This is a genomic window from Pantoea sp. CCBC3-3-1 (assembly GCF_007981265.1).
GTDB lineage: Bacteria > Pseudomonadota > Gammaproteobacteria > Enterobacterales > Enterobacteriaceae > Erwinia.
Map to the genome: position 1 here is coordinate 3576215 of NZ_CP034363.1, position 18759 is coordinate 3594973.

Annotated in this window: 18 protein-coding genes; 5 read left to right on the forward strand and 13 right to left on the reverse strand. The window is 54.6% G+C overall.

What is annotated here, in order from left to right:
- Window positions 1-12: 12 nt before the first annotated feature.
- From EHV07_RS16710 to EHV07_RS16765, 12 genes are all read right to left on the reverse strand, one after another.
- Window positions 13-1362, reverse strand: coding sequence for an ATP-binding protein (locus EHV07_RS16710; RefSeq protein WP_147199116.1), 1350 nt, complete (start codon window positions 1360-1362; stop codon window positions 13-15).
- Window positions 1359-2039 (reverse strand): response regulator transcription factor, encoded by a 681-nt coding sequence (locus EHV07_RS16715; RefSeq protein ID WP_147199117.1) that lies wholly within the window; start codon window positions 2037-2039, stop codon window positions 1359-1361. The genes EHV07_RS16710 and EHV07_RS16715 overlap by 4 nt, the downstream gene beginning before the upstream one ends.
- A gap of 210 nt (window positions 2040-2249) precedes the next feature.
- The gene (cysM, locus tag EHV07_RS16720; protein ID WP_147199118.1) at window positions 2250-3128 is read right to left on the reverse strand and encodes a cysteine synthase CysM; all 879 of its coding nucleotides are present in this window, start codon (window positions 3126-3128) and stop codon (window positions 2250-2252) included.
- A 73-nt stretch (window positions 3129-3201) separates the two neighbouring features.
- Window positions 3202-4296 (reverse strand): sulfate/thiosulfate ABC transporter ATP-binding protein CysA, encoded by a 1095-nt coding sequence (cysA, locus tag EHV07_RS16725; RefSeq protein ID WP_147199119.1) that lies wholly within the window; start codon window positions 4294-4296, stop codon window positions 3202-3204.
- Window positions 4286-5158 (reverse strand): sulfate/thiosulfate ABC transporter permease CysW, encoded by an 873-nt coding sequence (gene cysW, locus EHV07_RS16730; RefSeq protein WP_147199120.1) that lies wholly within the window; start codon window positions 5156-5158, stop codon window positions 4286-4288. Before cysW ends, cysA begins: the two co-directional genes overlap by 11 nt.
- The gene (cysT, locus tag EHV07_RS16735; protein ID WP_147199121.1) at window positions 5158-5991 is read right to left on the reverse strand and encodes a sulfate/thiosulfate ABC transporter permease CysT; all 834 of its coding nucleotides are present in this window, start codon (window positions 5989-5991) and stop codon (window positions 5158-5160) included. The genes cysW and cysT overlap by 1 nt, the downstream gene beginning before the upstream one ends.
- Window positions 5991-6998: a sulfate ABC transporter substrate-binding protein gene (locus EHV07_RS16740; protein WP_147199122.1), complete on the reverse strand. Its 1008-nt coding sequence runs from the start codon at window positions 6996-6998 to the stop codon at window positions 5991-5993. The genes cysT and EHV07_RS16740 overlap by 1 nt, the downstream gene beginning before the upstream one ends.
- Before the next feature lie 272 nt (window positions 6999-7270).
- Window positions 7271-7888, reverse strand: coding sequence for an RpoE-regulated lipoprotein (locus EHV07_RS16745; RefSeq protein WP_147199123.1), 618 nt, complete (start codon window positions 7886-7888; stop codon window positions 7271-7273).
- Window positions 7889-7942: 54 nt separating this feature from the next.
- Window positions 7943-8398: a DUF2919 domain-containing protein gene (locus tag EHV07_RS16750; protein ID WP_147200654.1), complete on the reverse strand. Its 456-nt coding sequence runs from the start codon at window positions 8396-8398 to the stop codon at window positions 7943-7945.
- Window positions 8399-8414: 16 nt separating this feature from the next.
- Window positions 8415-8840, reverse strand: a complete 426-nt coding sequence (locus tag EHV07_RS16755) for a GNAT family acetyltransferase (RefSeq protein WP_147199124.1) — start codon at window positions 8838-8840, stop codon at window positions 8415-8417.
- Between the two features lie 98 nt (window positions 8841-8938).
- Entirely contained in the window at window positions 8939-9256 is a 318-nt protein-coding gene (locus tag EHV07_RS16760) for an AzlD domain-containing protein (protein ID WP_147199125.1), read from the reverse strand.
- Window positions 9253-9918, reverse strand: a complete 666-nt coding sequence (locus tag EHV07_RS16765) for an AzlC family ABC transporter permease (protein ID WP_147199126.1) — start codon at window positions 9916-9918, stop codon at window positions 9253-9255. The genes EHV07_RS16760 and EHV07_RS16765 overlap by 4 nt, the downstream gene beginning before the upstream one ends.
- Before the next feature lie 98 nt (window positions 9919-10016).
- On the opposite strand from EHV07_RS16765, the gene EHV07_RS16770 reads away from it, so the two are divergent.
- From EHV07_RS16770 to hemF, 3 genes are all read left to right on the forward strand, one after another.
- Window positions 10017-10565, forward strand: a complete 549-nt coding sequence (locus EHV07_RS16770; RefSeq protein WP_147199127.1) for a helix-turn-helix domain-containing protein — start codon at window positions 10017-10019, stop codon at window positions 10563-10565.
- 122 nt (window positions 10566-10687) lie between these two features.
- Entirely contained in the window at window positions 10688-11548 is an 861-nt protein-coding gene (gene amiA, locus EHV07_RS16775; RefSeq protein WP_147199128.1) for an N-acetylmuramoyl-L-alanine amidase AmiA, read from the forward strand.
- 99 nt (window positions 11549-11647) lie between these two features.
- Entirely contained in the window at window positions 11648-12556 is a 909-nt protein-coding gene (hemF, locus tag EHV07_RS16780) for an oxygen-dependent coproporphyrinogen oxidase (protein ID WP_147199129.1), read from the forward strand.
- A 100-nt stretch (window positions 12557-12656) separates the two neighbouring features.
- Here hemF and maeB read toward each other — a convergent pair whose 3' ends face one another.
- Window positions 12657-14936, reverse strand: coding sequence for an NADP-dependent oxaloacetate-decarboxylating malate dehydrogenase (gene maeB, locus EHV07_RS16785; protein ID WP_147199130.1), 2280 nt, complete (start codon window positions 14934-14936; stop codon window positions 12657-12659).
- Between the two features lie 616 nt (window positions 14937-15552).
- On the opposite strand from maeB, the gene tal reads away from it, so the two are divergent.
- Together tal and tkt are read left to right on the forward strand one after the other, a co-directional pair.
- Window positions 15553-16503, forward strand: coding sequence for a transaldolase (tal, locus tag EHV07_RS16790; protein WP_147199131.1), 951 nt, complete (start codon window positions 15553-15555; stop codon window positions 16501-16503).
- Between the two features lie 111 nt (window positions 16504-16614).
- Complete coding sequence (gene tkt, locus EHV07_RS16795; RefSeq protein WP_147199132.1) at window positions 16615-18615, forward strand: transketolase; 2001 nt, start codon at window positions 16615-16617, stop codon at window positions 18613-18615.
- Window positions 18616-18759: the final 144 nt, after the last annotated feature.

Below are 18759 nucleotides of genomic sequence, written 5' to 3' on the forward strand. Positions count from 1 at the left end.
TGGCGCACACATTTAAACTAGCCAATGTGGAAGTTTGAGAGTTAGCTCAAGTCCGCCATCCTTACCGTTTACCGCACTGACTTCACCCTGATGCGCTAACAGGACTTTACGGACAATAGACAGTCCCAGCCCGTACCCCTTACCGGAAAGCGGCGAATTGACCCGGACAAAAGGATCGAAAATACTGGAAAGCTTGTCGGCATCGACGCCAGGCCCCTGATCGCTAACCGTAATGGTCAGCCAGTCATTATTCTGACGAAGATTGATTTTGACCTGCTGGCCCTGCATCGAAAACCGTAGTGCATTGCGCACGACGTTTTCCACAGCGGAACGGATCAGCTTGGCATCGCCTTTCACCGTATAATCGCTGTTCCGATCGGCGTAGAGCAGAATTTCCACGCCCGGTATCTGCGCTTCGTAACGCGCATCATTCGCGACCGCTTCCAACAAACCAAGCAGATCGAAATACTGCTCCTCAGGCACGCTCTGATGCTCAGTGCGCGACAAGGTCAGCAGCTCACCGATCATTTTGTCCAGCCGACGGGCTTCTTCGTCAATACGATCTAAAGACTGCCCGACGGATTCCGGCGTTTGACGTGCCAGGCCGGTAGCCAGCTGTAACCGTGCCAGCGGCGAGCGCAATTCATGAGAAACATCGTGCAGCAGCTCTTCCCTGGCTTTTACCAGTACGGAAAGACGTTCCACCATGGCATCAAAATCCTGTGCCACCGTAGACAGCTCATCATGACGGCGACGCATTTTCGGAAACAAACGCACCGAAAGATCGCCTTTTGAGACGCGTTCAAAGCCGGCACGCAGCTGACGCATCGGCCTCGTCAGATTCCAGGCCAGAAAGAGGCTAAACAGTAACCCGCCGCCACCGGCCATAAACAGCATCGGTTCCGGGATATTCAGGAAATTACGATGATGGCCGGTTATGTCGCTATCTTCCCGTAAGCCCTGCACGTTATAGCGCAGCTGATACTGCTGCCCGTCTGCACCCGTCACCCACTCAATCACCTCTTTGGGGAAATCACCGGGGCGTAAATCACGGTTAAGATCGCCACGCGGCAGTTCCTGCGGTGCTTTAGACATAAGCTGTACGGAGAAGAACCGACGGTCGTTGTCCGACCAGTCCGCCATCATATCGTTCAGCGCATCCATTCCGCCACGCTGAAGCACGGATACCGCTGACGTCATTTGCAGGTTAACGATGCGACGCGCCGCCAGATTTTCCGGAGGCTCGTGTTTTTTATCGTACAGGCTGAAGCTCAGCCACAGTAGCTGGCTCATAATCACAAAGGTCAGCCAGAAGCCCAGCAGAATTTTCCAGAAAAGCAGCCCGCGAATGCCTGCTTTCATCGGATACGATAGCCAATGCTGCGAACGGTTTCGATGGTGACAGTGTCATTGGTCAACGCTGACAGCTTCTGACGGATATTGCTGATATGCACATCGACGCTGCGATCGTAAGCTTCGCGAGGACGGCCCAGCCCTTTTTCAGACAGCTCATCTTTTGAGACAACCCGATCGGGTGAACGCAGCAGCAGATCCAGCAGATTAAATTCTGAGGCGGTCAAATCAAACGGCTTCTTTTGCCATTCACTGATGCGCGTGGCGGGATTGAGCGTTAGCTCGCCCCAGCTTGCCACTTCTTTGTTTTCAACCACTATCGGCTGCTCTTCCACGCGACGCAGGACGGCACGCAAACGTGCAACCAGCTCACGCGGATAACAAGGCTTGGGCACGTAATCATCCGCCCCCATTTCCAGTCCAATCACCCGATCGATGTTATCGCCTTTCGCCGTCAGCATAATGACCGGAAGTCGGCAAAGCTGCCGAACCTGACGCAATACATCAATCCCGCTCATGTCCGGCAGCATAATATCCAAAATCATTGCGCTGTATTCACCTGACATTGCGCCTTCAATTCCTGCCTTGCCGCTTAGTACCAGCGTGGCATCAAATCCTTCGGCAATCAGATACTGGCTGAGCATCGTACCCAGTTCAAGATCGTCATCCACCAGTAAAATTTTCATGCGTCATCTCTCAGTAGGCCAGGCGCTATTTTCACCTGTTGTTGCAACAATAGCAGCAGGATTTACCCAATCCTTACAGTGTAACAGCCGGGTAAGGAAAGTGGGCTTTATCAGGACAATGGCGAGCAGAAAGGGGATAGCGCAGGAGCGGTCAGAATTGCTGTTGCACTGTCGCGCACTACGCGTTGCTACAGTGCATCAGTCTGGTTATTACTGGTAGACGCCCGTTGAAAGATACCGATCGCCACGGTCGCAGATTATGGCCACGATAATGCTGCCAGGCTGCTCACGCGCGATGCGCAACGCGCCTGCTACGGCTCCGCCTGAGCTAACGCCGCAGAAAACACCTTCACGCCGGGCGAGCAAGCGCATTGTCTCTTCGGCTTCAGACTGGGCCATATCCAGCACGCGATCGACCAGTTCCGGCCGATAAATGCCCGGCAGATAGGCCTGTGGCCAGCGGCGAATGCCCGGAATACTGCTGCCTTCTGCTGGTTGCAGGCCGATAATTTGCACGCTCTGGTTCTGCTCTTTCAGATAGCGTCCTACGCCGGTAATGGTGCCGGTAGTGCCCATACTGGAGACGAAATGCGTGAGCCGTCCGGCAGATTGCTGCCAGATTTCAGGGCCGGTCGTGGTGTAGTGCCCCAACGGATTATCAACGTTATTAAACTGATCGAGCACTTTACCTTCGCCGCGCGCCGCCATTTCCAGAGCGAGGTCACGTGCGCCTTCCATGCCCACTTCACGACTTACCAGCATCAGATCGGCACCGTAAGCCCGCATCGCAGCCTGTCGTTCAATGCTCATGTTTTCCGGCATCAGTAGCTTAAGCCGATAGCCTTTCATTGCGGCGATCATGGCCAGCGCGATGCCGGTATTACCGCTGGTTGCTTCGATCAGGACGTCACCAGGATGCAGTTCGCCGCGCAGCTCAGCCATATGGATCATCGACAATGCGGCACGATCCTTTACCGATCCGCCAGGGTTGTTCCCTTCAAGCTTCAGCCAGATTTCGCTGCCTTCTGGCGTCAGGCGCTGAAGCTTAATCAGTGGCGTATTGCCGATAGTTTTTTCCAGGCTAGTCACGGTCCGGTTCCTGAAGTGGTGAAACAGGCAAAAAAAAGGTCAGGCAAGCCTGACCCGGTTCCGCCAGAACATATCAGGCGCTTTGTGCAAAGGCAACCTGCCGCAGCGGAGTTTCGCCTTTATAGAGTCGGGCCTGCTGCAAGCCCACAAACAGACGCTCGCCGCGAATCGGCGCGGTCTGGTCGCCTTCCACCACCACGGTAACGGGTTCATGAGTCTGGCCCCAGCCGGAAGGCTGCACCACCAGCTGCCAGTAATGTCCACGAGGACTGACTTCCAGCACCTGTACCGGCAGCGGCGTTTCCAGACTGCTCTGGCGACTGACGTCAATCTCCCACGGACGCAGGAACAGTTCGACCGTGCCCTGATGCGCTGGCGTGTAGCCGAGCGGCCAGTGATGCGCGCCAACGTGGAACTGCGAACCATTGACTTCGGCGTCGAAGCGGTTCACCTCGCCGAGGAATTCCAGCACGAAGCGGGTAGCCGGATCGCGCCAGACTTCATCAGGCGTTCCCACCTGTTCAATATTGCCCTGGCTCATGACCACCACGCGGTCTGCCACTTCCATCGCCTCTTCCTGATCGTGGGTAACGAAGACGCTGGTGAATTTCAATTCTTCATGCAGCTGACGCAGCCAGCGGCGCAGCTCTTTACGCACCTGCGCATCCAGCGCACCGAAAGGCTCATCCAGCAGCAGGATTTGCGGCTCTACCGCCAGTGCACGCGCTAAAGCGACACGCTGTTTCTGGCCGCCCGACAGCTGTGCCGGATAGCGGTTAGCGAGATGACCCAGCTGCACCATCTCCAGCAGTTGGGTCACTTTTTCTTTAATCGCGGCGGCAGAAGGACGCTCGCGACGCGGTAACACCGTCAGACCAAAGGCAATGTTGTCGAACACGGTCATGTGGCGGAACAGCGCATAGTGCTGGAAAACAAAGCCGACGCGACGATCGCGCGCATGCAGCGAGGTCACATCATTACCATGGAAGCTGAGACGGCCGCTGTTCTGGCTTTCCAGACCGGCGATGATCCGCAGCAGCGTGGTTTTCCCGGAACCTGACGGCCCAAGCAGCGCAACCATCTGACCGGAAGGGATATCCAGTGAAATATCGTTCAGCACCTTAGTCCGGCCAAAGGATTTGTTAATTTTACTGATTTCAATGCTCATGATTCCCCTCCTCAAGACGCTTGTCCTGGCGTTCTAGTCGCCATTGCAGCGCGCTTTTCAGAAACAGTGTAACTATCGCGATCAGGGTCAACAGTCCGGCAGCGGTAAAAGCGCCCACGGTGTTATAGTCCTGATGCAGTAACTCAACCTGTAATGGCAGCGTATAGGTTTCGCCGCGTATCGATCCCGAAACCACCGAGACCGCACCAAATTCGCCTATTGCACGGGCGTTGGTTAGCACCAACCCATACAGCAGCGCCCAGCGAATGTTCGGCAATGTCACGCGCCAGAACATTTTCCAGCCGGACGCACCCAGCAGCACGGCCGCTTCATCTTCATTGCTGCCCTGGCTCAGCATCACCGGCACCAGTTCGCGTACGACAAACGGACAGGTAACGAAGATAGTGACCATCGCCATGCCCGGCCAGGAGAACATCAGCTGAATGTTATGCGCATCCAGCCAGCTGCCTGCCGGACCGTTGATGCCCCAGAACAGCAAATACATCAGCCCTGCTACCACCGGCGACACGGCAAAAGGAATATCAAACAGCGTCAATAACAGCTGACGGCCAGGAAAGGTAAAGCGTGTTACCAGCCAGGCCAGCAGCGTGCCGAACACAAGGTTCACCGGCACGGTAATCAGCGCCATCAGCACCGTCAGCCAAATTGAGTGCAGCATGTCGCTGTCCTGCAAGTTGCTGAACGTTGCCATCAGGCCTTCGGAGAAAGCGCTGGCAAAAATAGCAATCAGCGGCACCACCAACAGGCCAAGGGAGATAATCATTCCGGTGGCGATAAGCAGCCATTTACTCCAGTTGGTGCGGCTGCGCCCTACTCCGTTAAATTCAGTCACATCAGCCATTATTGACCTCCAAGACGACGGCCAAAGCGGCTCTGTAAGGTATTAATCGCAAACAGCAGCAGCAGCGAAGCGGCCAGAATCACCGAGGCAATTGCGCTGGCGGCTGGGTAGTCAAACTCCTGCAAACGGACAAATATCATCAGCGAGGTCACTTCCGTTTTCCACGCGATGTTACCGGCGATAAAAATCACCGCGCCGAATTCGCCGAGGCTGCGGGTGAAAGAGAGTGCCGTTCCCGCCAGCAGAGCCGGGCCAACTTCAGGCAGCACCACGCGACGGAAGCTCTGAAACGGCGTCGCGCCTAAGGTTTCAGCGGCCTCTTCATATTCCGGCCCCAACTCTTCCAGCACCGGCTGTACCGTCCGTACCACAAACGGGATGCTGGTGAAGGCCATCGCCACGGCAATCCCCAGCCAGGTGTAAGAAACCTTGATATCAAACTGCGCCAGCCACTGCCCGTACCAGCCGTTTACCGAAAACAGCCCGGCCAGCGTCAGCCCTGCCACGGCGGTCGGCAAGGCAAAAGGCAGGTCCATCAGGCCATCCAGCAGCGCACGTCCCGGAAAACGATAGCGCGTTAATATCCACGCCATTAGCATGCCGAAAAAGGCGTTGAAAAGTGACGCGACGCCCGCAGAAATCAGCGTCACTTTATACGCGGCCATGACCTGAGGGTTAGTAACCACTTCCCAATACTGTGCCAGTGTCATCTGGGAAAGCTGCATCAGCAGCGCGCTGATTGGCAGTAATAAAATCAGGCAGGTGAAAAACAGGCTACTGCCGAGGCTGATGCCAAAACCAGGCAGCACGCGCTTACTTTTAGTGGCAAACATTACTTACGTCCCGCTGCTAACAACTTATCCAGCTCGCCACCGCTGGCAAACTGCGTTTTCATAACCCGATCCCAGCCGCCAAAAGTCTCTTCCACGCGAAAGAGATTGACCGTTGGGAAACGATCTTTCTGCTGCGCCATCAGCTCAGGATTATTTACGCGGTAATAATAATGAGTGATGATTTTCTGCGCCTCAGGACTGTACAAATAATTCAGATAGGCTTTTGCTGCTTTTTCCGTCTGGTTAGCCGCCACGTTTTTGTCGATCCAGGCGACCGGGAATTCAGCCAGGATATTGGTTTCGGGCACAATGACCTCAAAACCCTGCCGTGCGTACTGGTTACCGATGGTGTTAACTTCAGATTCAAAACTGATTAACACATCGCCCAGTCCACGTTCAGCAAACGTTGTCGTTGCACCGCGACCGCCGGTATCAAACACTTCCACATTCTGCAAAAAACGCTGCATAAAACGTTCTGTTTTAGCCGGGTCGTTTTCATCAGCTTTGTTCGCCGCTCCCCAGGCCGCCAGATAAGTATAACGTCCGTTACCGGAGGTTTTTGGGTTAGGGAAAACCAGCTTTACATCGCTTTTGACCAAATCCTGCCAGTCGTGAATGTGCTTCGGATTCCCCTTGCGAACCAGAAAGGCCATGGTCGAATAAAACGGCGAACTGTTATTTGGCAGACGTTTTTGCCAGTCGGCCGGGATCAGGTTGCCGCGATCGTGCAGTATCTGGACATCGGTAAACTGGTTATAGGTGACAACATCCGCCTTCAAACCCTGCAAAATCGCCAGCGCCTGCTTTGACGACCCGGCATGCGACTGCTTTATCGTCAATTTATCGCCCTGATTTTGCTCTGCCCACTGCTGCTCAAAAGGTGCATTCAGGGCAACGAACAGTTCACGGGAAACGTCATAGGAGCTGTTTAACAGCTCTGTTGCCTGGGCTGACCCGGCCAACAGCAGGAAAACGGCACCGCTGAAGCGTTTTTTCAATGTGGTCATTATCGTTCATCCTGGACAGATGGCCCGGCCAGTGGCCCGAGAAGCACCCAGTTTATTTATAACCACACGAAAAGCAGTAGCTGTTTTATATACCGTTTGGTGATTTAGAAGTTTAAAAAGCTATAAGCCGCTGGAATTGGTTATGCAGAGAACAGATTTAGGCGCGCATTTTATGCGCAAAGAAGGGGCGTTCGCTTTTGATGCTATTACCCGATGGTACAACGCAGGCAGCCGTTGCTTCAGCGGCTGTGTGCGCCGCTGAAGCTTAACCTTTATTTACGCCAGATAATCTTGCTGACGGTCCATTTTTTTAATGCTTCGTCTGACGGCAACAGCCCTTCCGGGCCATGCCACTCGCCGGTAAAGACGTAGCTGATGTGCTGACTGCCCGGTGCCTGACACTCCACACCATTACGATCGCTTCCTGAACCTTTCTGACAGGCACCGAAGGCTTTGCTGTAGAGGTCACTGAATGGCGTACCGATTTTGGTTCCGGAAGAAGTGGCAATAGCATCGTCGGTGACGTCAATGCGGCTGACGGTGGCTTCGCCCGTCACTTCAACCTTTACCTGTTTGCCATCCATCGCCTGGAAAAACGTCACCACGCCACCGTTTTCTCCGCGCATCCCTTTCCGCACCTGATAGTCGCCGTTTAGCCCATCACCGATCGCCTGCTCGTTCATGGCCGTGCTGCCATTCAATTCGCCTACGCCCTGCTCGGTTATCTCTGTTGATGAACCAAACCAGTGCCAGGGCGACAGGCTGGACCAGGAATAAGTGAGTGGATTCCACCAGGTGGCGCCGCTGTGGGTTTCCTGCGCAGTACCTGAACTGGCGCAGCCAGCCAGCATTAAAGCGGCGGCTACCGCTAACGGACGAACAATTTTCATTACGGCTCCTGACGATAAGAATTGAGTGTTGGAGTGCCATTCGGGCAAAAAGTTTTATTCACCGTTCAGTCGTGGATTGAAACAGTCCCGTAAACGCACGCTGAACCCGAGCCAGATCAGGGCAATAAGGTCAAAACCGGTCAACAAGATAACCACAGGCGAAGCCGCTTCATCATCCAGCGACAGGCTGACAGCCTGAAGCGCAAGGATGCCCACCAGCGTCAGGCAAAGCACCCAACGCCACGCCTGCCAGATCCGGGGAAAACGCTGACGATAGCCGGTCAACAGCAGACCAAGCGCGGCAGGAACGCCCAGTCCTATCCCAATCCAAAAAGCCTGGGTGTCAGGATAGAACAGCGCTAACAGCGACGCGCCCTGTTCCCTTGAGGCACCCGCCATCACAAAAAGCAGCCAGGTACGCGCCTGGAGCAGCAGCACAGCCCAAAAGGCCAGCGGTAATTTCAGCTGGCCCTTCGCGTCAAAATCATCGGGGGTATAGTTTTGCATCATCAAGGTGCGAAGTCGTTTAGTATTCACGATCTTCAATCAGGCGCTTACCTAACAACACGATATCCTGCATTTCATACTCAAGCTTCTCGTAAAATCCCAGCACGGCGTCGTTTTCTTCGCGCACCATTACGTTAATTTTCGGACAGCCGCGGGCAATCAGCTTTTTCTCAAGACGATTAATCAATGCGTTGGCGAAGCCCCGTCCCTGATAGTCAGGATGCACGCCAAGATAATAGGCCGAGCCGCGGTGGCCATCATAACCGCCCATCAGCGTACCCACCACGGTGCCGCCAACCACGGCGACCAGGAACAGGTCCGGGTCGTGTTTGAGCTTACGCTCGATATCCATTTCAGGATCGTTCCATGGGCGTAACAAATCGCAACGCTCCCACAGAGTGATAACTTCTTCAAAATCGTCCTGGCTAAATGCGCGAATTTCCATGGCGTTGCCCCAGATGTTAACCATAATTTGCTGATTATCACGGTTTCTTCCGCCAGTGCCAAGATCGGTTAGCCATTAAATGGCGCAAAACCGCCGGTTCAGGCGATTCCGGCATAGCGCATTCCCGCCGCCGCGACGGCAGCGGCGATAATAACGACAATCAGCGGCGCTTTTCGCCACGCCAGCAACAGAGCAACCCCTACACCGGTCAGGCGAGCGTATCCGGCAAAGCGGCCAGCCTCGTAGAAAGTGGACGTTGCGGCAACGGCCAGCAGCAGCAGGATAGCCGCATCGGCTAACAGGGTTCGCGCACGCTCAGAGAGCGGCATCCGTTCGCCCAGCTTATAGCCCGCAAAACGCATGGCAAACGTGCCGATCGCCAGTAAAGCAATGCCCGCGATAACTGACTGTGTCATTGACGATGCCTCCAGGCAAACAGGCCTGACAGTGAAAAAAGGATCGGCATACCGGCCGGCACAAACGGAACCGTGGCCAGCGCGATAACTGCGCCGACGGCGGCAGGTATCGCCACACGGCGCTTTTGCAGCGCCGAAAAAATCAGCGCGATTAAAATAGCCGGGAAAACTGCATCCAGCCCGATGACGCGGGTATCAGGAATCAACTGTCCAATCGACGCCCCTGCCAGCACGCTCAACGGCCAGCACAGGGCAATACCCAGACCACAAAACCAGTAAGCGGCAACACGCTGTGCCTGATGCGTTTGCGAAATGCCAAAGACGACGCTTTCGTCATTCATAATGTGACATCCAAGCCAGCTGGCCGCTTTACGCCCAACCAAATCTTTCACCGCGATGCCAAAAGGCAAATGCCGCGCATTGACCAGTAAACCGGCTGCTGCGGCCATTAACGGACTTCCGCCGCCCGCGACAATACCAATGAACATAAATTCTGATGCCCCGGCCAGCACCATTGTGGAGAGCGCCATCGGCACCCATAAAGGAAAGCCCTCGGCGATGGCCAGCGAGCCATAGGAGAGTCCGACCAGGCTGTCGGCCAGGCAAACCAGCAAGATAGCCTTGACCACGTTTCGGCTTAACACCGGGCGGTAAAGCGCCATAACTTCATCCCATAACGAACGATAAAACGTTATAATGAACGCTTAAAATATGATTTACAAGACGAACGGTCGTTCGTTATAGCGAAAGGAAACTGCTTTTGTCTCAACCTATCGATATCGTTGCAGGGGGATTGTTACGGGAACGCCAGCGGGCCGGTCTCTCTCTGGCTGAAGTCGCACGCCGGGCTGGCGTGGCAAAATCGACGCTATCCCAGCTTGAGGCGGGTAATGGTAATCCGAGTCTTGAAACCCTGTGGGCGCTGTGCGCCGCGCTGAATATTCCCTTCGCGCGGCTACTGGAGCCAGAAGTGAATAAAATGCAGGTTATTCGTTGTGGCCAGGGGCCAATGGTCACCGCAGAGCTGGCTGATTATAAAGCGATTTTGCTTGCTACCTGTCCACCTGGCGCGCGGCGCGATATATATCTGCTTTTGACCCAGCCGGGTTCTGACCGGCTTTCCAGTCCGCATCCCATCGGTTCGGTTGAGCATTTAATCTTAACCAAAGGCCGGGCGCTGGTCGGGTTGACCGCTTCACCTGTTGAACTGCATCCGGGCGATTATATTTCTTATCCGGCCGATCGGGAGCATCTGTTTCGGGCGCTGGAGCCGGACACGATGGCTATCCTGGTGGCAGAGCAGCGCTAACACAACTGGACACGCCGTTAGCCTGCTGCAATAAAAAGTAAGAGGTTGAAATAGTTCCGTTCTCGCCGTTACGTGACTGTTACGATATAACACTAAGCACTTTGTGCTGTGAGGATGTTGTAATGAAAAAAGGCCCGATGACTCCGCTGACCTCCCGTCGCCATTTGCTGCTCTCTGGCCTGGCGCTGGCTTTATTAACCAATAAACCGGCTCGAGCCAAAGAAGCGCCGCTCAAAACCGTAGGGCCACATGGGAAAACTCACGGCCCGTCTGCCAGCGGCAAGAAGATCGTGATGATCGATCCCGGTCACGGTGGCATTGACTCCGGCGCGGTTGGCGAAGAAGGATCGGAAGAGAAACATGTGGTGCTGGAGATTGCTAACCACATCCGCGACTTACTGAACGACCATCCGCACATTGAGGCGCGCCTCACCCGTGAGAGCGATCATTTTATCCCTTTAGGCGAACGCGTCGAAATTGCGCATCAGCATGGTGCCAGCCTGTTTATGTCGATCCATGCCGATGGTTTTACCAGCCCGGATGCCAACGGCGCATCGGTATTCGCCCTCTCTAACCGCGGCGCAAGCAGCAGCATGGCGCGCTATCTTTCCAACAGGGAAAACGCGGCTGATGACGTGGGCGGCGTAAAAGTGGCGCAGAAAGATCATTATCTACAACAGGTACTGTTTGACCTGGTGCAAACCGATACGATCAAGAACAGCCTGACGCTGGGTAAACACGTGCTGAATCAGATCCGTCCGGTGCATCATTTGCACAGCCAGCATACCGAACAGGCAGCTTTTGCGGTGCTGAAGTCGCCGTCGATTCCGTCTGTGCTGGTAGAAACTTCATTTATTACCAATCCGTCCGAAGAGCGCTTACTGGGCACGACAGCGTTCCGCCGCAAGATTGCCAGCGCTATCGTTGACGGTATCAACAGTTATTTCACCGAATTCGATGCGAATAACCGCCGTCCCGGCTGATGTCTGTTGCTTCTCACGGCGGATATTGATAACCGACGACCCAGCCCGCGCGTTTTGGCGTATACTTCGCGCGTCATTTTTTGTTATCCAGGTTATCTCATGAACGCACCCGATATCGCTAAGGTTAAGCAGTTTCTGCTCGGTTTACAGGATTCGATTTGCCAGCAGCTGGCGCAGGCTGACGGCAAGGCCGGTTTTGAAGAAGACAGCTGGACGCGTGAAGGCGGCGGCGGTGGACGTAGCCGCGTGCTGCGTAGCGGTGCCGTGTTTGAGCAGGCTGGCGTAAATTTTTCCCATGTTCACGGCGATCGGATGCCCGCTTCTGCCACCGCACACCGGCCGGAACTGGCTGGCCGTAGCTTTGAAGCGATGGGCGTATCGCTGGTGATCCATCCCGAAAACCCTTATATCCCCACCAGCCATGCCAACGTGCGCTTTTTTATAGCCGAAAAGCCGGGAGCCGATCCGGTATGGTGGTTTGGCGGCGGTTTCGATCTCACGCCTTATTACGGCTTTACAGAAGATGCGGTGCACTGGCATCAAACCGCGTTCGATCTCTGTCAGCCATTTGGTGAAGAGGTGCATCCTCGCTTTAAGAAATGGTGCGATGACTACTTCTTTATCAAACACCGTAACGAGCAGCGCGGCATTGGTGGTTTGTTCTTTGACGATCTGAATACGCCCGATTTCGATCACAGCTTCCGCTTTACGCAAGCCGTCGGCGAAGGTTTTCTGAAAGCTTACCTGCCGATTGTTGCGCGTCGTAAAGCACTGCCGTGGGGCGAGCGTGAGCGTAATTTCCAGCTCTACCGTCGCGGCCGCTATGTGGAATTCAATTTAGTGTGGGATCGCGGGACGCTGTTTGGTCTGCAAACCGGCGGACGTACCGAATCGATTTTAATGTCGATGCCGCCGCTGGTTCGCTGGGAATATGACTATCAGCCGCAGCCGGGAACGCCGGAAGCGGCGCTTTATACCGATTTCCTGCCGGTTAAAGAGTGGATTTAAACCGATTTAAAACAGGGTGTTAAGCAGGTATTAAGACAGGGTTTCCCTCAGGCGGCTAACACCGTGCTGGCGTGAGAAACCCCATGTTCCTGCTCACCTTTTATAACGGGGTCGTTTGTGCCTCCACCACCGCCAGTGCCACCATATTGACGATACGTCGCACCGACGCGACTGGCGTCAACACGTGGACCGGTTTGGCGATGCCCATCAGCACCGGCCCCACTGTCACCCCTTCCGAACAGGAGACCCGCAGCAGGTTATAGCTGATCCTCGCGGCCTCCACGTTAGGCATAATCAAGATATTAGCAGCGCCTTTTAACGGGCTGTCCGGCATCAAATCCTGACGAATACTTTCTACCAGCGCGGCATCGCCATGCATCTCGCCATCAATTTCCAGTTCCGGTGCACGCGCCTGCACCCTCGCCAGCGTCTGGCGCATCTTACTGGCGGCGGGACCGTCGGACGTGCCAAAACTGGAGTGTGACAGCAGCGCCACTTTAGGTTCAATACCGAAACGCCGCACCGTTTCTGCCGCCATCAGCGTGAGCTCGGTCAGCTGCTCGGGCGTGGGATCTTCGTTAACGTAAGTGTCGGCGATAAAAGTATTGCCACTCGGCAGCAGCAGCGCGTTCATGGCACCCGCCACTTTGACGTCCTGCCGGAAGCCAAACAGCTTTTCAATCACGTCATAATGCTCGTGATAATCGCCAATAGTGCCGCAAATCAGCGCATCGGCTTCGCCGCGATGAACCATGATTGCGCCGATAAGCGTTGGATTACCGATAACCGCGCGCTGGGCCTGCTCCGGCGACACCCCGCGCCGCTTCATGATGTGATAATATTCGTTCCAGTAGGCCTTAAAGCGCGGATCGGACTGATTGTTCACAACCTCAAAATCTTTTCCCGCCTCGATTTTCAGCCCGAGCTTTTTCAGCCGCATCTCAATCACATTAGGGCGACCAATCAGTATCGGTTTCGCCAATCCCAGCGTGACCAGCTCCTGCGTAGCATGCAGGACTCGCGCCTCTTCCCCTTCCGCCAGCACCACGCGTTTAGGATCTTTACGTGCCTGAGTAAAGATGGGTTTCATAAACAGATTGGTTTTATAGACAAATTCTCCCAGTTTTTCGCGATAGGCATCCATATCGTGAATGGGACGTGTCGCCACGCCCGACGCCATGGCTGCTTTAGCGACGGCGGGCGCGATTTGTACAATCAGCCGCGGGTCGAAAGGCTTGGGGATCAGATAATCGGGCCCGAAAGAGCGTTCTTCATCGCCATAAGCGGAGGCCACCACGTCACTTTGTTCTGCCAGCGCCAGTTCCGCAATCGCCTGTACCGCCGCCAGTTTCATCGCCTCATTGATTGCCGTAGCACCAACATCCAGCGCACCGCGAAAAATAAACGGGAAGCAGAGCACGTTATTGACCTGATTTGGGTAATCGGAACGTCCGGTGCAGATAATCGCATCGGGACGTACAGCCTTTGCGAGCGGCGGCAGGATTTCCGGTTCCGGGTTGGCCAGCGCCAGAATCAGCGGGTCACGCGCCATTTTTTTGACCATTTCCGGCTTCATCACGCCCGGCCCTGAACAGCCAAGGAAGATATCCGCGTCAGCAATTACTTCATCCAGCGTGCGCTTTCCGTTGTCCGGGATAGCATAAGCCGCTTTGGTTTCCACCATATCTGCTTCGCGGCCCTGATAAATTACGCCACGGGAATCGCAGACCACGATATGGTGGCGCTGCATTCCCAACGCCACCAGCAGATTCATACAGGCGATGGCGGATGCGCCCGCTCCCGATACCACCAGTCGCACATCGGCGATATTTTTCTGCACTACGCGCAGTCCGTTTAGCACCGCTGCCGTACAGATAATAGCGGTACCGTGTTGGTCATCATGAAATACCGGAATGTTCATGCGCTCGCGCAGCGCTTTTTCAATGTAAAAACATTCCGGCGCTTTAATATCTTCGAGGTTAATCCCGCCGAATGTGGGTTCCAGCGCCGCCACCACCTCAATCAGTCGGTCGGGGTCCGTCTCATCAATCTCAATATCAAATACGTCGATACCGGCGAATTTCTTGAACAGTACCCCTTTGCCTTCCATTACCGGTTTTCCTGCCAGCGCGCCGATATTCCCTAATCCCAGCACGGCCGTTCCGTTCGAGATCACCGCGACCAGATTACCGCGCGCCGTATATTTGTGTGCGGCAAGCGGATCGGCAGCAATTTCAAGACAGGGCGCCGCCACGCCTGGCGAATAGGCCAGCGCCAGATCGCGCTGCGTCGCCAGCGGTTTAGTTGGAGAGACCTGAATTTTGCCAGGAACCGGATATTGATGAAAATCGAGCGCGCTCTGCTTCAGTTGTTCGTCCATTAGCATGATCCTTTCGTTTTGGCAGGAAGGTACAACCGCAACAGCATAAAAGGTGAGCGCCGGGAAAAACTTGAAGCAGCCCATAGTTCAGCGGCTGCGGGTTAAATGCTGCTGTTCAGCATCGGTAAAAAGGATAACAGCCGTGGGTTAACGTTGCGTAATGAGGCTGAAACTGCCGAAATTTGTTACCGTTAACACCAGGTTAAACTCCTGGTTTTCAGAGGGCAAGATTAAATAAAAACAAGTATTAACAAAGAGTTAACCATTCAAAATCGCGACGATTATTACGCGTAAGCGGCGCGGCGTCGTGCGCGCCGTCACGTAAATCTGAAGAGGTGCTACACTTTCAGATGCGGCATTTTTTCTTTGCGCAAACCTGAGTCATTGGGCTAACCCATTGCAACAATCAGAGAAAACGCATTCCCATCCCAGGACGTCTGATGCAATGTTTGGCCTGAGAACCTACCACCGTGTCGGGAATCCGCAGCAGGCCTTATGAAAAATCGTTGTGAATATTTAAGGCTTTCAGCGGATTTTTGGCTTAAAAGCCAGGGCAATCCCGTTGCCCAACGCGGTCATAATCCGCTTTGCAGATTGCACATCAAGGAGTCATGAGATGAACCAGCTAGACGCATTAAAACAGTACACCACCGTGGTGGCAGACAGTGGCGATATCGAATCTATTCGTAATTACCACCCGGAAGATGCCACCACCAATCCATCTCTGATCCTGAAAGCCTCCAGCCTCGAATCTTATAAGCACCTGATCACCGACGCTATTGACTACGCCAAAAAACAGGGCGGCAGTAAAGAGACCCAAATCATCAACGCCAGCGACAAAGTTAACGTCAATCTGGGCTTAGAAATTTTGAAAAGCGTACCGGGCCGTGTCTCGACTGAAGTAGACGCACGCCTGTCGTTCGATCGCGGTATGTGTGTGACCAAGGCTGAGAAACTGGTCAGAATGTATGAAGATCACGGTATCGACCGTTCACGTATTCTGATCAAGCTGGCTTCCACCTGGGAAGGGATCCGCGCCGCAGAAGAGCTGGAAAAAAACGGCATCAACTGTAACCTGACGCTGCTGTTCTCCTTCGCCCAGGCTCGTGCCTGTGCCGAAGCGGGCGTATTCCTGATCTCGCCGTTTGTTGGCCGTATCTACGACTGGTACAACACCCGTAAGCCTCTTGACCCGTATGTGGTGGATGAGGATCCAGGCGTGGTGTCCGTACGTAATATCTACGACTACTACAAGCAGCATCGTTATAACACGGTGATTATGGGTGCCAGCTTCCGTAAAACGGAGCAGATTCTGGCGCTGGCAGGCTGCGATCGCCTGACTATTTCCCCGAACCTGCTGGAAGAGTTGCAGGCAAGCGATGCGCCAGTTGAACGCAAGCTGAAGCCATCAACCGAAGCTTTCCACCAGCCTGCTCCGCTGTCTGAAGCCCAGTTCCGCTGGGAACATAATCAGGATCCTATGGCGGTAGAAAAACTGGCTGAAGGTATTCGTCAGTTCGCCGTTGACCAGCAGAGCCTGGAAGACGTGCTGGCAGCACAACTGTAATCGTATTCATATTGAGCGAAAGTTTTCCCGCTAAGGGTCGCGCTGGGAAAAGCTTTCGCTCTGGCGTTTTCATCGCCCAATTTATCCCACCCCACTATCAGGGAGAAAAACATGTCTTCACGTAGAGAGCTGGCTAATGCAATCCGTGCCCTCAGTATGGATGCCGTGCAGAAAGCCAAATCCGGCCACCCGGGCGCCCCAATGGGCATGGCAGATATTGCTGAAGTGCTGTGGCGCGACTTCTTGCATCACAACCCGACGAACCCGGCCTGGGCCGACCGCGACCGTTTCATCCTCTCTAACGGTCACGGCTCCATGCTGCTGTACAGCCTGCTGCACCTCAGCGGCTACGATCTACCGATCGAAGAACTGAAAAACTTCCGTCAGCTGCATTCTAAAACGCCTGGCCACCCGGAAATCGGTTATACCCCAGGCGTGGAAACCACCACCGGCCCGCTGGGTCAGGGTCTGGCCAACGCGGTAGGTCTGGCTATTGCTGAACGTACGCTGGCCGCGCAGTTTAACCGTCCGGGTCACGACATTGTCGATCACCACACCTATGTGTTTATGGGCGACGGCTGTCTGATGGAAGGGATTTCGCATGAAGTTTGTTCGCTGGCCGGTACGCTGGGCCTGGGCAAACTGATCGGTTTCTACGATCACAACGGAATTTCTATTGATGGCGAAGTCGAGGGCTGGTTCAGCGACGACACCGCGAAACGCTTTGAGGCCTATCACTGGCATGTGATCCGTGATATCGACGGTCACGATGCCGATGCCGTTGCTAAAGCGATCAAAGAAGCGCAGAGCGTGACCGATAAACCTTCGCTGCTGATCTGCAAAACCATTATTGGCTTTGGCTCACCAAACAAAGCGGGCAAAGAAGAAGCACACGGCGCGGCGCTGGGCGATGAAGAAATCGCACTGACCCGTAAGCAGCTGGGCTGGACCTCTGCTCCGTTTGAAATTCCACAGGATATCTACGCGCAGTGGGATGCGAAAGAAGCAGGCCAACAGTACGAGCAGGCGTGGAACGAGAAGTTCGCCGCTTATAAAGCTGCGCATCCGGAACTGGCGAAAGAGTATGCGCGCCGTATGGATGGCGGCATGCCGGAAAACTGGGAGCAGGAAACGCAGAAGTTTATCGAACAGCTTCAGGCTAATCCGGCGAAAATTGCCAGCCGTAAAGCGTCGCAAAACTCGCTGGAAGCTTACGGTAAGCTGCTGCCGGAATTCCTCGGCGGTTCCGCTGACCTGGCGCCAAGTAACCTCACTATCTGGTCTGGCTCAAAGTCGATCAAAGAGGAAGCTGACGGGAACTATATCCACTACGGCGTGCGCGAGTTCGGTATGACCGCTATCGCTAACGGTATCGCGCATCATGGTGGCTTTGTGCCTTACACCGCGACCTTCCTGATGTTTGTGGAATATGCCCGTAACGCAGTGCGTATGGCCGCGCTGATGAAAGCGCGTCAGATTATGGTCTATACCCACGACTCTATTGGTCTGGGCGAAGATGGCCCGACGCACCAGCCGGTGGAGCAGATTGCCAGCCTGCGCGTCACGCCGAACATGAGCGTCTGGCGTCCTTGCGACCAGGTCGAAACCGCCGTGGCCTGGAAGCATGCGATTGAACGCCATCATGGCCCTACCGCGCTGATCCTTTCCCGTCAGAATCTGGCACAGCCAGAACGTACCAAAGCGCAGCTGGAGAACATCTCCCGCGGTGCTTACGTGCTGAAAGAGTGTGAAGGTACGCCGGAAGTGATCCTGATCGCAACGGGTTCAGAAGTGGAAATCACGCTGGGTGCTGAAGCGAAACTGACCGCCAGCGGTCATAAAGTTCGCGTGGTTTCAATGCCTTCGACCGATCTGTTTGACAGGCAGGATGTGGCCTACCGTGAATCCGTGCTGCCATCAACCGTCACCGCGCGCGTGGCTGTTGAAGCGGGCATCGCCGATTACTGGTACAAGTATGTTGGCCTGAACGGCGCTATCGTTGGGATGACCACCTTTGGTGAATCCGCTCCGGCGGAGAAGCTGTTTAACGAGTTTGGCTTTACGGTGGAAAACATCGTTAGCCATGCCGAGAAGCTGCTGAAGCCGCACTGATAGTCGTTAACCCTGCTACCCCGTCTTCACCGGCGGGGTATTTTTTTGCCTGAAAAACGCCTGGTCGGCAATAATCGCCCTGCCAGCAAACCCGTTTAACCGCATCAATTGTTATGATATAACATTTCCTTTTTCATTCAGGAT

What these genes read in the sequence shown, in the direction of transcription:
- EHV07_RS16710 (WP_147199116.1), bottom strand. Translation starts at nt 1,362, where the DNA reads ATGAAAGCAGGCATTCGCGGGCTGCTTTTCTGGAAAATTCTGCTGGGC.
- EHV07_RS16715 (WP_147199117.1), bottom strand. Translation starts at nt 2,039, where the DNA reads ATGAAAATTTTACTGGTGGATGACGATCTTGAACTGGGTACGATGCTC.
- cysA (WP_147199119.1), bottom strand. Translation starts at nt 4,296, where the DNA reads ATGAGCATTGAAATCAGTAAAATTAACAAATCCTTTGGCCGGACTAAG.
- cysW (WP_147199120.1), bottom strand. Translation starts at nt 5,158, where the DNA reads ATGGCTGATGTGACTGAATTTAACGGAGTAGGGCGCAGCCGCACCAAC.
- cysT (WP_147199121.1), bottom strand. Translation starts at nt 5,991, where the DNA reads ATGTTTGCCACTAAAAGTAAGCGCGTGCTGCCTGGTTTTGGCATCAGC.
- EHV07_RS16740 (WP_147199122.1), bottom strand. Translation starts at nt 6,998, where the DNA reads ATGACCACATTGAAAAAACGCTTCAGCGGTGCCGTTTTCCTGCTGTTG.
- EHV07_RS16745 (WP_147199123.1), bottom strand. Translation starts at nt 7,888, where the DNA reads ATGAAAATTGTTCGTCCGTTAGCGGTAGCCGCCGCTTTAATGCTGGCT.
- EHV07_RS16750 (WP_147200654.1), bottom strand. Translation starts at nt 8,398, where the DNA reads ATGATGCAAAACTATACCCCCGATGATTTTGACGCGAAGGGCCAGCTG.
- EHV07_RS16755 (WP_147199124.1), bottom strand. Translation starts at nt 8,840, where the DNA reads ATGGAAATTCGCGCATTTAGCCAGGACGATTTTGAAGAAGTTATCACT.
- EHV07_RS16760 (WP_147199125.1), bottom strand. Translation starts at nt 9,256, where the DNA reads ATGACACAGTCAGTTATCGCGGGCATTGCTTTACTGGCGATCGGCACG.
- EHV07_RS16765 (WP_147199126.1), bottom strand. Translation starts at nt 9,918, where the DNA reads ATGGCGCTTTACCGCCCGGTGTTAAGCCGAAACGTGGTCAAGGCTATC.
- amiA (WP_147199128.1), top strand. Translation starts at nt 10,688, where the DNA reads ATGAAAAAAGGCCCGATGACTCCGCTGACCTCCCGTCGCCATTTGCTG.
- hemF (WP_147199129.1), top strand. Translation starts at nt 11,648, where the DNA reads ATGAACGCACCCGATATCGCTAAGGTTAAGCAGTTTCTGCTCGGTTTA.
- maeB (WP_147199130.1), bottom strand. Translation starts at nt 14,936, where the DNA reads ATGGACGAACAACTGAAGCAGAGCGCGCTCGATTTTCATCAATATCCG.
- tal (WP_147199131.1), top strand. Translation starts at nt 15,553, where the DNA reads ATGAACCAGCTAGACGCATTAAAACAGTACACCACCGTGGTGGCAGAC.
- tkt (WP_147199132.1), top strand. Translation starts at nt 16,615, where the DNA reads ATGTCTTCACGTAGAGAGCTGGCTAATGCAATCCGTGCCCTCAGTATG.